At 65.6% G+C, this 13,739-nt stretch carries 11 protein-coding genes; 6 read left to right on the top strand and 5 right to left on the bottom strand.

Annotated elements, in window-relative coordinates:
- Nucleotides 1-10 precede the first annotated feature (10 nt).
- On the bottom strand, nucleotides 11-2,029 hold the full coding sequence (locus HD592_RS05380) for a glucose PTS transporter subunit IIA (protein WP_184452411.1): 2,019 nt from the start codon (nucleotides 2,027-2,029) through the stop codon (nucleotides 11-13).
- Between the two features lie 561 nt (nucleotides 2,030-2,590).
- On the opposite strand from HD592_RS05380, the gene HD592_RS05375 reads away from it, so the two are divergent.
- From HD592_RS05375 to HD592_RS05360, 4 genes are all read left to right on the top strand, one after another.
- Complete coding sequence (locus tag HD592_RS05375; RefSeq protein ID WP_221437824.1) at nucleotides 2,591-4,555, top strand: prealbumin-like fold domain-containing protein; 1,965 nt, start codon at nucleotides 2,591-2,593, stop codon at nucleotides 4,553-4,555.
- 211 nt (nucleotides 4,556-4,766) lie between these two features.
- Complete coding sequence (locus HD592_RS12595) at nucleotides 4,767-5,057, top strand: prealbumin-like fold domain-containing protein (RefSeq protein ID WP_425503081.1); 291 nt, start codon at nucleotides 4,767-4,769, stop codon at nucleotides 5,055-5,057.
- Between the two features lie 38 nt (nucleotides 5,058-5,095).
- A complete protein-coding gene (locus HD592_RS05365) occupies nucleotides 5,096-6,538 on the top strand; it encodes a SpaH/EbpB family LPXTG-anchored major pilin (RefSeq protein ID WP_184452408.1) in 1,443 nt (480 codons plus the stop codon).
- Between the two features lie 160 nt (nucleotides 6,539-6,698).
- Nucleotides 6,699-7,721: a class C sortase gene (locus tag HD592_RS05360; protein WP_221437823.1), complete on the top strand. Its 1,023-nt coding sequence runs from the start codon at nucleotides 6,699-6,701 to the stop codon at nucleotides 7,719-7,721.
- Between the two features lie 31 nt (nucleotides 7,722-7,752).
- Here HD592_RS05360 and HD592_RS05355 read toward each other — a convergent pair whose 3' ends face one another.
- Nucleotides 7,753-8,982: an MFS transporter gene (locus tag HD592_RS05355; protein ID WP_184452407.1), complete on the bottom strand. Its 1,230-nt coding sequence runs from the start codon at nucleotides 8,980-8,982 to the stop codon at nucleotides 7,753-7,755.
- Nucleotides 8,983-9,047: 65 nt separating this feature from the next.
- Entirely contained in the window at nucleotides 9,048-9,659 is a 612-nt protein-coding gene (locus tag HD592_RS05350; protein ID WP_184452406.1) for a TetR/AcrR family transcriptional regulator, read from the bottom strand.
- A 68-nt stretch (nucleotides 9,660-9,727) separates the two neighbouring features.
- On the opposite strand from HD592_RS05350, the gene HD592_RS05345 reads away from it, so the two are divergent.
- Nucleotides 9,728-10,951, top strand: coding sequence for an alpha-amylase family glycosyl hydrolase (locus HD592_RS05345; RefSeq protein ID WP_184452405.1), 1,224 nt, complete (start codon nucleotides 9,728-9,730; stop codon nucleotides 10,949-10,951).
- Between the two features lie 12 nt (nucleotides 10,952-10,963).
- On the opposite strand, the gene HD592_RS05340 is transcribed toward HD592_RS05345, so the two are convergent.
- The gene (locus HD592_RS05340) at nucleotides 10,964-11,869 is read right to left on the bottom strand and encodes an alpha/beta hydrolase (RefSeq protein WP_184452404.1); all 906 of its coding nucleotides are present in this window, start codon (nucleotides 11,867-11,869) and stop codon (nucleotides 10,964-10,966) included.
- Nucleotides 11,870-11,963: 94 nt separating this feature from the next.
- On the opposite strand from HD592_RS05340, the gene HD592_RS05335 reads away from it, so the two are divergent.
- Nucleotides 11,964-12,959, top strand: coding sequence for an asparaginase (locus HD592_RS05335; RefSeq protein ID WP_184452403.1), 996 nt, complete (start codon nucleotides 11,964-11,966; stop codon nucleotides 12,957-12,959).
- A gap of 201 nt (nucleotides 12,960-13,160) precedes the next feature.
- On the opposite strand, the gene HD592_RS05330 is transcribed toward HD592_RS05335, so the two are convergent.
- Nucleotides 13,161-13,703, bottom strand: a complete 543-nt coding sequence (locus HD592_RS05330) for a YceI family protein (protein WP_184452402.1) — start codon at nucleotides 13,701-13,703, stop codon at nucleotides 13,161-13,163.
- Nucleotides 13,704-13,739: the final 36 nt, after the last annotated feature.

Below are 13,739 nucleotides of genomic sequence, written 5' to 3'. Positions count from 1 at the left end.
GGCGGGGCGGTCAGCGTTGGATGTCGATGACGGGGTCACAGGCCTCGACGGTGGAGCCGACGAGGGGCGTGACGGTCCGCATCGCCTTCGTGTTCGTCACTGTCATCAGCGTAGTGGTCGCGTATCCGGCCTGTTCGATCTTCGCGAGGTCGACCTCGACGAGGACCTCTCCGGCAAAGACCTCCTGCTTCTTGACGACCTTGACGTCGAATCCGTCGCCGTCCATCTGGACGGTGTCGATGCCGACGTGAACGAGGATCTCGACGCCGTCGGCGGTCTTGATCCCGAAGGCGTGCCCGGTCTTCGCGACGGTCGCGAGTACGCCGCTCACGGGGGCGACGATCGTCCCCGAGCTCGGGACGATGGCGACACCCGCGCCGAGGGCGCCCGAGGCGAAGACCTTGTCGCCGGACTCGGCGAGCGAGATAACCCGTCCGGGCACGGGGGCGAGGAGGGCGGTGGTCGGCTCGAGCGGCTCGGCCTCTTCGGGTGCGCCGGCCCCGCCCTCGTCCTCGGCGACGGCTGCGGCCGCGGGGGCGCTCGTGCTGAGCGCGGCGGCGGGGGCCTTCTGCTCGGCGGTGCGGTAGTCGAAGATCGCGACGAGGGCGAAGGCGGTGAAGAAGGCGACGCCGATCGCGATCGCGTACACCCACATCGGGTCGAAGACGGAAATCGTGAGGAGTGAGGTGAAGGCGAAGGCGCCGGTGGTGACGCCTCCGCTCGGCAGGCCGAGGATCGCGATAGCGAGGCCGCCCGCGAAGCAGCCGATGAGCATGAGCGGGTAGATCCTCTTGAAGCGCAGGTGGATGCCGTAGAGCGAAGGCTCGGAGATGCCGCCGAGGAGGCCCGCCGCGAGGGCGCCGGTCGCGGTCTGGCGCATCTGGACGTCCCTGTCGCGCATGGAGAGGAAGAGGACGCCGGCGGTCGCGCCGAAGCAGGCGAAGTTCCATGCGCCCATGGGGCCCTGGATGAAGTCGTAGCCGAGGGTCTGGATGTTGACGAGCATGAGCGCATTGAGCGGCCAGTGGAGTCCGAGCGGGACGAGGAAGGGGTAGACCATCGGGATGATGAGCGCGAAGACGAAGGGGGCGTGGCCGTTCATCCACGCGAGGCCGACGCCGAGGCCGTTGCCGAGCCACACGCCCATCGGACCGATGAGGAAGGCGGTGACGGGGGTCATGACGGCCATCGAGATGAAGGGGACGAAGACCATCTGGAGATTCTCGGGGATGAGCCGCTTGAGCCCCTTGTAGACGAGGGCGAGGACGGCGACCATGATGAGCGGGACGAAGACGTTGCCGCCGTAGTCGTTAAGCTGGAGCGGCAGGCCGAAGATGCGGGCCGTGCAGTCCTGGGTTCCCAGGAGCTCGTTCGTCGTACAGCTGAGGTCGGGGAAGCGTTCGGTGTTCGAGAGGGAGAGGAATTCCGGCGTGAGGAGCGCGCCCATGATGGTCGCGCCGAGCCAGGGGTCGATCTCGAGTTTCTTCGCCGCGTTGTAGGCGACCATGATCGGGAGGAAGTAGAAGACGGCGCGCCACAGGGCGTCGACGAAGACCCAGGAGGCGGCTTTGTCGGCGGCGCGGAAGTCGACGAGTTCAAGGGCGTCGAGGACGGCGGCGAAGGCGATGATGAGGGAGGCGCCGAGGAGCACTCCGAGGATCGGGCGGAAGGAGTCGGAGAGGTATTCGAAGAAGGAGTCGAGCCAGGCGAACCTGCCGCGGGCCTTTGAGCGGGCTTGGGCTTTCACCTCGGCGTCGGTGAGGACTGCGGCCTGCCTCATGCCAGGAAGGGAGTGTATTGCGGCGTAGACGCCGGCGACGCCGCCGCCGATGACGACCTGGTAGCGGTCGCCGGATTGGGGGACGACCCCGAGGACGCCCTCGGTGGCGTCAAGGGCGTCGGCGTCGACTTTCGAGGCGTCGACGAGTTCGAAGCGGAGTCGGGTCGCGCAGTGCGTGAGGCTCGTGATGTTGCCCGGACCGCCGATCCCGGTGAGGACCGCTTGAGCGATCTGCGTGTCGGTGGACATCCCTGTCCATCCTTTCTTTCCGGCCCGATGGCGAGCCGAAGCTGTTGATGAGGACTGCGGGCGGTTCGGGCAACAAAAAAGACCCGGGCCCACGCGTGTGCGTGTTCCCAGGTCTTGCCTCATTGCGAGTAACAACCCTGCGCATCAATTGATGTTGATGCATATGGAAGACTACCCCCTGCGGAGAGCGTGCGCCACTTGTTATTCATGGCGCGTTTCACACTTCGACGGCCCACTTCCCCGCCCACACGCCTCCCGACGCTCTCAACGCTCGCTATGGTCCCAGAATCTCGGGGAGCGCAACAGAAGACCAGATACACCTTCCAGATTGTGCACGTTTGTGCAGGATGGGACTTTTGGGCTCTATTCTGCGGTCTTCTTTAACCTGGCGCGAAACGTGACGGAAAGCGCTTGAACTTGCCAAGGAATCGATCCTGCTCTATGTTTTCTATGTTTTTAAATAATCATCGCGTCGGACACGGCCGGACCAGCCGGCAACGGCAGCACCGTCAACGAATACCTCGGGGAGGCTCTGTGGGTACACCTGTGTGGACAAAAGCGATGGCACTGGGCGCAGCGTTCATCAGCGCACTCCTCGTCCTCGTCTCCACGGTCTACGCCCCGCCGGCAGCCGCATCGAGCACCACCCTGAACGCCGATCAGTCCGGACAGCTCATCTTCCTCACCTCGACCGGTGAGATCCTCTACTTCGACGCCAACGGACAGATCGCTCCGGCGCTTCCCTATCTTCCGGCAATCAACTCGACCATCACTGCGCCGACAAAGAAGGCAGTCAGCACGAACCCAGTACCGGCTGTGCGCTCGGATCACGGCAGCACGCTCGATACGAAGAACTGGTACCAAATTCCCGGCATCAACTACAACGCCCTCGCGTCGAGCGAGGACGGCAGCTACTACGCGATGCTGCGCATCAACAACGACACGACGAAGGTCGGGAAGGTTGGTCGCTATCAGGTCTACCGGCTCGGCCAGGGCGAGAGCTACTGGTCGAAATATGGTGCAGAGTTCTCCCTGGACAAAACGACCGTTCCGCCGGAAGTCAGTGGTCGCGCTCAGGCGGTTCCTATGGGCGCCGTCAATCCCGTCGATGGAAAGTACTACTTCGCTTCGGTCGTCATGGACGCCTCGAAGACGGCTTACCTGCACATCTACCACATGGATTCAACGGGACCGACCTACCTGGGCAAGGCTCTGATTGATCCCATCATCTTTAACGGAAACACCGTAGACGCAGCCAGCGGTGATATCGCCTTCACCCGCGACGGCTCACTCGTTGTCACCTCTGCGGCGACGGTCGTCAACACCTTCAACTATGCGCGCATGAGCATTATTCGCTCATCGGATCTTGCGAGCGCGACCGGGGGTCTTCTCCCTTCCTTCTCGCTTCCGACGATCACGCTGCCGGAAACTGGCGATTACAACACTGCAGCACAGAAATACGACACCATCGGCGCGACGACCGGATTCGCCGCGTTGAGCGATGGGACGATCATCACCTCGAATCTTTCCGACGGTTCGTCCTACATCCATCAAGTGTCCCCGAATGGAGATTCCGCAACAAGAGTCGGAAAGATCGACAGCGCAGTTCTCACGCGCAGATCGACTGGAAGCGTCTCGACCTCGCCAAGCCTGTGCATGGCATCGACGGACTTCAACCAGGTGTGGAATCCTCTCACCGCCAATGCCGGCAAGCCAATCTCAGGCAGTTCCTTCACCCCTGCGGAAACTACCTCCCAGTGCGTGTATTCGCTCTACAACACGCAGGTGGTCGACATGGCCGGGTCGATGGCATGGGTTCCGAGCGCAACCCTGCACAAGAACATTGTCAATCGTCAGTCCGCGACCGATCAGTTCACTCTGTCCGTATTCTCGGCGAGCGGAGCACTCCTCCACTCTTCGACGACCGCGGGCACTGACCTCGGCGTTCAATCAGCCTATGCGGGCCCGATTCCCGTCACTGCGGGAGAAAGACTCCGATTCACGGAGACGATCAACAGGGAGAAAGGCCTCAACAGCTACTCACCGAGTTTCCAATGCGTCGACGGAAACGGCGCGATCGTATTCTCGGCCTCGAAGGACGACCTCTCTGTCACGGAGACCACGGCAAGCATTGATGTGACCGTCCCGCAGTCCACCTGGCTCGGAGTGGACCTGTCGTGCACCTTCACCAACAATGTGCCGCAGCATTCCCTCTCGCTCACGAAGGTCAACGCCAAGGATGCGTCCGCCCTGGCCGGTGCCGCTGTGCGCCTGTGGGCCGACACCAATGGCAACGGCACGATCGACGCCGGCACCGACACGCTCATCACCACGGGTGCGACTCCTGCAGCAGGTACGGACGGAACCGTGACGACCCCGGACACGGGCCTCGTCGTGTGGTCGGAACTCAAGGATGGTCGCTACCTCATCGAAGAAACTGCAGCACCAAGCGGCTACATCCGCGCCGAGGCCCCCCCTTGCCGTCACAATTTCCGGCACGGACGTCACGGCGACACTGACGAATGAGCCCATTCGCGCGACGCTCACTTTCGAAAAGCGCGCGAAAACCTCGGACGCACCCGGAAGTGGCGCGCTCCTGTCGGGGGCGAAATGGACACTTAGTGGACCCACTGCTGGAGACGGCCAGCCCGGCCCTGTCCTCGAGTTCGCGGACTGCGTCGCCACCGATCCGGCCGGCTGCTCCGGTCAGACCGATACCGATCCTCGTGCAGGGGTCGTGACGGTCACCAATCTCACGGTCGGCACCTACACACTTCAAGAGGTCTCCGCACCGAGTGGCTACATTCTGGATGCCACTCCTCACGAGATCACTCTTGATTCGCAAGAGCCCTACACCCTTGTAGGTGCCGATGCGATCCTCAACGAGCAGCGCACAGCACCTGCGCTGCCACTGACCGGAGGACTCGGACGCGATTCCTTCCTCATCGCAGGAGCGGGGGTTCTCTTCGGGGGCCTCGCACTCCTCCTCATCCCACTTGGACGCAGGTACGCACACCGACTCGGATGATCGACACAGGACCGAGTTTCACTACGGAAGGAAATCTCATGGCCGAACGATCCATGGGCGTGAGGCGCGCCTTCGCGCTCGCTCTCGCCTTCGTCGTGGCGCTGCTCTTTGGCAGCACGTCACTGACGAGCGCTGCCTACGCGGCGGAGGGCGATATGCCGACGACGCCGGGCTCGCTCACCATCCACAAGTACGAGAACACACCTACGGCGACAAAAGCCGGTGATGGCACGGAGCTCAACCCCGGACCGGCGGCGAAGCCCCTCGAGGGCGTGACCTTCTCGGTCACCCCCGTCACTGGACTGGATCTCACGAAGAACGCCGACTGGGAGAAGGTGACGTCGCTGACCTTCAACGAACAGGCGAAGACAATCTCTGGCGGATCCACGACCTACACCCAGGGCGCTTCCACTTCGCAGACCACTAACGCTCAGGGCATCGCGACCTTCGCGGACCTCCCGATCGGCGTGTACCTCGTCCAGGAGACGGACGCCGGCTCGAATCCGGTCACGAAGAAGGCCGCCCCCTTCTTCGTCACGGTCCCCTATCCGAATGCCGATGGCAAGTGGATCACCAACGTCCACGTCTACCCGAAGAATGACGTGAACACGCCCGGCACGAAGGAAGCCGACGACACCAATCTCAAGGCGATTGGCGATGAGATTCCCTGGACCATTACGAGCAAGGTGTCTGCGAACGCTCCCTCGAAGTTCGGCGTCGTCGACTACCTCCAGAGCTACCTCGATTACGTTGAGGGTTCTGCCACCGTTTCCGTCGGCGGTCAGTCTCTCAATGCCTCTCAGTTCACGGTGAAGCCCGGAAGCGCCCCGGCGAAGAATGTCCGTATTGAGCTTGCGTCTTCGGTTCTCTCCACCCTCAAGGCCGGCGATGTCGTCACCTTCACGCTGAAGACGACCCTCAATGCCCTTCCCGACGGCGGCGTTGTGAAGAACGGCGCGTTCCCGGTCGATGGCGACTACGATCCCTTTATCGACTTCGACCCGAACACGGATACTCCGCCGATTGTTCCGAAGGAGGATCCGAAGTACGGGCAGTACCAGTTCACGAAGGTTGACGCGCAGACCCCCGGAAAGCCCCTGTCGGGCGCGGTCTTCGAGATCTGCGCCGATGAGGCCTGCACCACCGTTCTTGCGAAGGCCACTTCGGACGACAATGGTGTGGTCAACTTCCCCGGCATCTACATCGGCAAGGGCGATCGCGCCACCGAGCGCACCGTGTACCTTCGTGAGACCCAGGCTCCTGCTGGATTCACCCTCAATGGCACTGCGAAGCAGGTCACCATCAAGCCGGGCGCCTACACGCTCGATAAGGTTGACAACTTCGTCAACACGCCGCAGCACGGTCCGAAGCTGCCCCTCACCGGCGCGAACGGCAAGGTCCTCCTCACCATCGGTGGCATCGCGGTCCTCGCAATGGCCCTCGGTTTCATCCTCGTGAACAAGCGCCGCAAGGACGCCTGAGAGCACGCATGACGGTGTGAGGATCCCCTGAGGGGGATGTCACGCCGCTGCCCGGACAAGCGGTGGTGAGCGCGAGCCCACCACCGCTTGTCCGTCATCACGATCCGTCCCCGTGCCCTCGTCACCATTTTTCGCCTACGTGCCGCGAGAAGGAGCATCCATGAAGCGTTTCCTCAATGCGCTCGTCGCTTCCGTCCTCCTGCTCCTTGGGACCGGACTCCTCATCTATCCGAGCGCAGCAAGCTGGAAGGCCCAGTGGGACCAATCGCATCTCATCGCGACCTACACGGATCGCGTCGACCGGGCGAAGCCGACAAAGGACGAGCAGCTCGCAATGGCCCGGCGCTACAACGCCGCCCTCGCCTCGGGTGCTGTCCTCGGGGAGAATGAGCGGATACCCTCCGGTACCGGATCCTTCCCCCAGGGCACCGACCTCGAGAGGATCGCCCCCTACGCGCAGGAACTCAATGCCGGGGATGACGGCTTCATGGCTCGCCTGCGCATTGAGAAAATCGATGTTGACCTGCCGGTCTATCACGGCACATCCGATGAGACGCTCCTCAAGGGCGCAGGACACCTCGAGGGCACATCGCTGCCCGTCGGCGGCACCTCGACCCGCTCGGTCATCAGCGCTCACCGAGGGATGGCGAGCGCGACCATGTTCACGAATCTCGACAAGGTGACCATCGGCGACACCTTCACGATCGAAGTCTTCGGAGAAGTCCTCACCTATCGGGTCATTTCGACGAAAGTCGTCGAGCCGGACGCCAGCGAGGAGGTCCTCGTTGAGGAAGGTCGCGATCTCGTCACCCTCATTACCTGCACCCCGTTAGGGATCAACACTCACCGAATCCTCGTCACGGGCGAACGCGTGCTCCCCACTCCCGCCGCCGACCTCGACAAGGCCGGGAATGCCTCGGGCTTGCCTCACTTCCCCTGGTGGGCTCTCATCCTCACCGTGGTGGTCCTCGCGATTTCCCTCTACCTCGTGCGTGAAGCCGTCCTGCTTCGTCGCGCACGCCGGCACACAGCTGACGAGCCGCCGGCGCAGGATTCCTCGATCTCGGTCCCCACGGCCCCTACAGGCCGGCGCCCACGGGCCGCCCATCGCGGTCGACGCCGACGGGGCAAAGGCCGCGCCGTCCGCATCGAAGGCGTAGGACACGCGCCACTCAGCACGTGAGGACACTGCGCCCCCATCGCGGCGGTAGTGCTCAGCCCCGCTCCATGTCGTCGTCGACGTATCCGGGTCGGGCGGCGCGCACGCCGATCGCGCCCATGAGGAGCGCGACGCCGATGAGGAGCCAGAGGACATGGGTCGTCGAGCCGGTCGATTCGAGGAGGATGCCGACTGCGATCGGGCCGATGGCGGCGAGGAGGTAGGCGCCGGGCTGGACCATTCCTGACAGGCGGGCGGTCGTCGCGGCCGTTCGCGCGCGAGCGGGGATGAGGGCAATGCCGAGGGGGAAGGCGAAGCCGCCGATCGCGAGGAGACAGATCCACAGCCAGGGCGCGGCGAGCGGCGCGAGGAGGAGGCCGAGGTAGCCCGAGGCGGTGATGATGCCGAAGGAGCCGGCGATGAGGGGCAGGTGCGTCGAGGTATCGACGACTTTGGGGATGAGGAGGCCGCCGAGCATCGCCCACAGGTTGATCGCGGCGACCATTGCCCCGGCCGTTGCGCGCTCGATTCCCAGGGAGGCGAGGATGACGGGGAGCTGACCGAATTGGACGTAGGCGTTGAAGGATTGGAGTCCGAACATCGTCATGAGGGCGAGCGCCGTCGGTGAGCGGAGTAGCGAAGCGCGCGTCCCGCCGTGCGGCGCGGCGATCGGGGGGATGTCACGTCCGGTCAAACGCTGGGCCCACGCCCACACGGCGACGGCGAGCGCGGCGAGGGGTGCCCAGATGACGAGGGCGGTCCGCCATTGTGCACCGTCCGCGCCGGCGATCGGGGCGGAGAGGGCGGAGCCGGCCGCGCCTCCGAGGGGCAGGAGCGTCCCGTAGACGCTGAGGAGGAGGACTGCTCGTCCGGCCTTGTGGAGCTTCACCCAGGCGGGGACGATGACATTGGCGAGGGCGGGGCCGATGAGTGCGGCGACGCTGAGGGCGATGAAGGCGGCGTAGCCCGTTACATAGGGTCTGAGGGCGAGTCCGATGGTGGAGATGAGCATGCCGCCGACGAGTGTCGGGGTGAGTCCGAAGCGCGTGGCGAGGGGGACGGCGGGCGCGCCGACGGCGGCAAAGACGAGGCACGGGAGGGCCGAGAGGATCCCGGAGCCGATCTGTCCGATCCCATAGGCCGTTTCGATCGCGTCGAGGACGGGGCCCAGGGAGGTCGCCCCGGCTCGCATTGAGGGCGAGATCGTGAGGACGGCGATGAAGGCCATGAGGGTGGAGAGCGGCACGAAGGCGCGGCTGGGGGCGGGAGTGTCCTCATCGTTCATCTCTTCACATTCACACCGTCCGGCGGCGGCGGGCAAATGGGAGTGGGGGCGGTGTGAGGATCCGCTCATGCCGCCCAGTCTCCGAGGGCTCCTTCGAGGGCGCCGAGCGCGGCCTCGACGATTGGCCAGCGGTCGGATTCGGGGCAGCCGTCCTCGACCCAGGTGAGTGCTGCGGCTTCGATGAAGCCGAGGGCGCCGAGGATGGCGATGTCGTGCCTGCGGCTTGTGGCGGGGGCGAGGACGGTGGCGAGGCGGTCAACGCCGGCCGTGCGCGCCTGGGCACGAACGTGGGCGGCTGCGGCGGGTTCAGCGCCGCCGGAATGCCGTGGCCCAAGGAGTGCGGTGGGGTTTGCTTTGACGGCGTCGAGGTACACGTGGATGAGGCGTGCGACGGCGTCGCGCGCGGGCGTGTTGTCGTCGAGGGCGTCGATTTCGGCGTCGTGGCGCTCGGCGAGCCGGTCGAAGGTCTGGGTGAGGACGGCAGCGTAGAGGGCGTCTTTCCCCTCGAAGTAGCGGTAGAGGAGTGCGGGGGAGGCTCCGGCGTCCTTCGCGATGGCGGCGAGGGTGACGGCATCGTAGGGCTGTGCGGCGAAGGCCGCCGTGGCCGCGGCGAGGAGGGCGCTGCGCCTGGCGTCGGGGTCGAGGCGCCGTCTCGGGGTGCGATCGGTGCGCGACATATTGCCAGCATAGCGGAAGTGAACTAGAGTCACCAGCAGTTATTGAATGAGATTCACTAGGAGGCGCCGTGCAGTCCTGCGAGGACACGATCTGGTGGCATGTCTACACCCTTGGCGCGTGCGGCGCCCCCATTCGCTCCGAGCGCACGCCCGGCCACCGCCTCCGCCGACTCACCGATTCCCTCGACACCGCCCTCGACATCGGCGCGAGCGGCCTCCTCCTCGGACCGATCTTCCAGTCGAGCACCCACGGCTACGACACAAGCGACTACTTCACGATCGACGAGCGCCTCGGCGACGAGGAGGACTTCAGCGCACTCATCACCGCCTGCCGCGAGCGCGGCCTTCGCCTCCTCCTTGACGGGGTCTTCTCCCACGTCGGGGACCGCCACCCCCTCCTCGCCCGCGCCCTCGCCGAAGGCCCGGACTCGTGGGCCGGCCGACTCTTGCACATCGACTGGTCGGGCCCGTACCCGTGGTACTTCGAAGGGCACCATGATCTCGTCCGCTTCGATCACTCCCATGACGAGACGATCGCCTACGTCGCCGACATCATGACGCACTGGCTCGCGCGCGGCATCGACGGCTGGAGGCTCGACGCGGCGTACTCGGTCGACCCGGCGTTCTGGCACGAGGTCCTTTCGCGGGTCCGCGCTCGCTTCCCCCAGGCCTACATCCTCGGCGAGGTCATCCACGGCGACTATCCGGCGCTCGTCGAAGCGGGGACCCTCTCGACGCTCACGCAGTACGAGTTGTGGAAGTCGATCTGGTCCTCCCTCCAGTCGACGAACTTCTTCGAGCTCGACTGGACCTTGAGCCGTCACAACGAGTTCCTCGAGCGTTTCGTCCCGCAGACCTTCATCGGCAATCACGATGTCACGCGCATCGCGTCAACCCTCGGGCCGCAGGGGGCTGTCGCCGCCCTCGCGATCCTCATGACGGTGGGAGGCACGCCTTCGATCTACTACGGGGACGAGCGCGCAGCGACCGGAGTCAAAGAGGAGCGCCCCGGCGGTGACGACGCGATCCGGCCTGCCCTTCCCCTGGCTCACGAGGCCCTCGGGCCCGAAGCTGCCGCAGTCCTGTCCGCCCACCGCGAACTCATCGCCCTGCGCCGAGCGCGCCCCTGGCTCACGAGGGCGAGGACGATCCCGATCGAGCTGACAAACGAGCGCTACCGCTACCGGGCCTCCTCCCCCACCGACGAGCTCGAGGTCCTTGTCGACCTCGCCGGGGAGCATCCGCGCATCCAAATCAGCGAGGGCGGGGCCGTCATCTGGTCGCGCGGCTGAACAACCCTCCCCTCAGCCGGCGAGCGCGGCGAGGGTCGCCTCGACGATCTGGCCCTGCGCCGCCTCACGTGGAATCGTCGCGTTCCCGTCTCCGGATTGGATCCCGTAGTCGCCGAAGAAGGAGTGGATGCCGCCCTCGATGACCGTGACGGTTGCGTCGGCCGGAAGGAGTCCGGCCGTCTCCTCTCGCTTCTCCCCCGTGGCGAGCCCGTCTTCGCTCCCCCAGATCGAGGCGACCTGAAGGCCCTCGCGCGTCACCGCCTCGGAGGGGTAGGACGCCCAGAGGATGAGCTCGTCGATCCGTTCATCCTCCTGGGCGCTGCGCGAGGCGACGACCCCGCCGAGCGAGTGGCCGCCGATCGCCCAGTTCGTCACCTCCGGGTGGGCGGCGATGATGTCCTCGGGTGCGGAAGCGGCGAGGAAACCGACTTGGAGTGGCTGCTTGATGAGGACGATCATGCACTCGCAGCGGGAGGCGAGCTCGGAAAGGATCGGTGCGTACGCGGCCGGGGCGACCTTCGCTCCGGGCTGGACGATGAAGCCGCGGGTGAGACCGCGGTCGGCGTTGAGGGCGATCTCGGTCGACGTCTCCTCGACCGAGACGCCCTCGGCGGTTGCGACCTCGACCGTCGCGGGCATCGGGCGCAGCCACCAGGTCGCCCCCGCGAGGACGAGGACGAGGACGGAGACGATGATCGAGGGGAGGAGGCGGAACCTCTTCGGGGCGCTCTTCGGCGCGCCGCTCCCGTGCAGCGCCGCGTCGAAGAGGACGAGGACCGCGATGAGCGCAGCGACGAGGAGCCAGAGGATCGTCGCCGGATGGAGTTCGAGGAGGACGCTCGCGCCGAGTGAGGCGGTCCTCACGACCGCCGCGAAGAGCGCGAGCGAGGCGATGAGGCGAAGCGAGCGAGCGAGCACATGTCCCCCTTGTCTGACGGTGTGGGCGGCTCCAGTGTCGCACGGGCCTAACTCGTAGGATGATCGACGTCGAGCATCGGGAGAAGGGGACATCATGAGGCGGATCGTCGCGATCGGGACGACCGGTGGGACAATCTCCATGTCCTCCGCTCATCCGGACGGTCCGGCGACCCCGACGATCAATGGCGAGGATCTCGCCGCGCCCCTCGCCCTGTGGGCGGACGACCTCGAGATCCGATCGAGGACGCTCCTGCGTGTCGGTTCGCCACAGCTCAGGCTCGCCCATGTCCTTGAGGTCTTGAGTTTCGCCGAGTCCTCGGTGGACGAGGGCGCCTGCGGCGTCGTTATCGTCCAGGGAACCGACACCCTCGAAGAGGTCGCCTACCTCCTCGATCTCCTGTGGTCGAGGGACGAGCCGCTCGTCGTGACGGGCGCGATGCGGGCGAGCGATGATGCGGGGGCTGAGGGCATGGGGAATCTCCTCGCAGCGGTGCGCGTTGCGAGCGATGAGCGGATGCGCGCGATAGGCGTTCTCGCCGTTCTCAATGATGAGGCCCATCTCGCATCGCTCGTGACGAAGGTCGATGCGAATGCGCTCGCGGCATTCCGTTCAGCCTCCTGGGGCCCGGTCGCGAAGTTCGTCGAGGGCCGCGTCGTCTCCGCCTACCGTCCGCTTGATCGGATGGCCCCGCTCCCCCTGCCCGATAAGTCCGAACCGCGGATCCCGATCATTATGGCGGCGCTCGACGATGACGGGGAGCTCCTTCGCGCTGCGATCTCGACCCGCCCGAGGGGCATCGTCGTGTCGGCGATGGGCTCGGGTCATGTGCCCGTCCCGATGGCTGATGCCGCCGAGGAGGCGGTGCGCGCCGGGATCCCCGTCGTCTTCGCCTCGCGCACCGGAGGGGGCACAACCACGCGGAACTCCTACGGGTATCCCGGGTCGGAGGTCGACCTCCTTCGCCGTGGCCTCATCGGCGCGGGGTGGCTCGACGCCCGCAAGTCGCGCCTCCTTCTCCATCTTCTCGTCGCGAAGGGCGCCTCAAGCGAGAAGATCGCCGCGGAGTTCACCGCCCGCGGGCGCCTATGACGCCTTGTCCATTCGTGCGTCACAACACTCGCCAAACCCGAGGTCGCGATGCTCCGGCGCGCCCACACGCAGGGACAAGGGCGGATGACGCACGTATCGACGAAGGCTCGGGCCGAAGAGAAGAGCGGCGCCCGATGCCGTGTGGGCATCGGGCGCGGTTAGTGTCGGCTCAGCGCTCGCGCACGCCGGGCGGCACGTCGATCAGGCGCGGACGGCCGAGACGTCGAGGGTGATGACAACCTTCTCGGAGACGAGGACGCCGCCGGTCTCGAGCGCGGCGTTGAAGTTGACGCCGAAGTCGGTGCGGTTGATCTCGAACTTGCCCTCGAAGCCGAGGCGCTCGTTGCCCATGTGGTCCTTGGCGGGGCCCTCCCAGTCGAGCTCGACCGTGAAGGTCTTCGTCACGCCCTTGATGGTGAGGTCGCCGGTGACGGTGACCTCGTCGCCCTCGACCTCGACCTCGGTCGAGGTGAAGGAGAGCTCGGGGTAGGTCTCGGCCTCGAGGAAGTCGCCGGTGCGGAGGTGGCCGTCGCGCTGGGCGTTGCCGGTGTCGATGGAGGCGGCCTGAGCGGTCGCGGTGACGGAGGAGGCGTTCGGATTCTCGCCGTCGATGACGATCTCGCCGGCAATGTCGGCGAACCTGCCGCGGACCTTGGTGACCATCGCGTGGCGGGCGGTGAAGTTGAAGGAGGAGTGGGCGGGGTCGATCACCCAGGTGCCGGAGAGGGCGGGGAAGTCGGTCATGAGGGTTCCTTTGTTCGTTGTCGATGCAGTGCAGTT

This window comes from Schaalia hyovaginalis (assembly GCF_014208035.1).
GTDB classification, from domain to species: Bacteria; Actinomycetota; Actinomycetes; order Actinomycetales; family Actinomycetaceae; genus Pauljensenia; species Pauljensenia hyovaginalis.
This window is presented reverse-complemented; position numbering and strand designations above follow the sequence as displayed.

Coding starts and splice junctions, on each gene's coding strand:
- HD592_RS05365 (WP_184452408.1), top strand. CDS start 5,096: ATGGCCGAACGATCCATGGGCGTGAGGCGCGCCTTCGCGCTCGCTCTC.
- HD592_RS05335 (WP_184452403.1), top strand. CDS start 11,964: ATGAGGCGGATCGTCGCGATCGGGACGACCGGTGGGACAATCTCCATG.
- HD592_RS05330 (WP_184452402.1), bottom strand. CDS start 13,703: ATGACCGACTTCCCCGCCCTCTCCGGCACCTGGGTGATCGACCCCGCC.
- HD592_RS05350 (WP_184452406.1), bottom strand. CDS start 9,659: ATGTCGCGCACCGATCGCACCCCGAGACGGCGCCTCGACCCCGACGCC.
- HD592_RS05375 (WP_221437824.1), top strand. CDS start 2,591: ATGGCACTGGGCGCAGCGTTCATCAGCGCACTCCTCGTCCTCGTCTCC.
- HD592_RS05360 (WP_221437823.1), top strand. CDS start 6,699: ATGAAGCGTTTCCTCAATGCGCTCGTCGCTTCCGTCCTCCTGCTCCTT.
- HD592_RS05355 (WP_184452407.1), bottom strand. CDS start 8,982: ATGAACGATGAGGACACTCCCGCCCCCAGCCGCGCCTTCGTGCCGCTC.
- HD592_RS05380 (WP_184452411.1), bottom strand. CDS start 2,029: ATGTCCACCGACACGCAGATCGCTCAAGCGGTCCTCACCGGGATCGGC.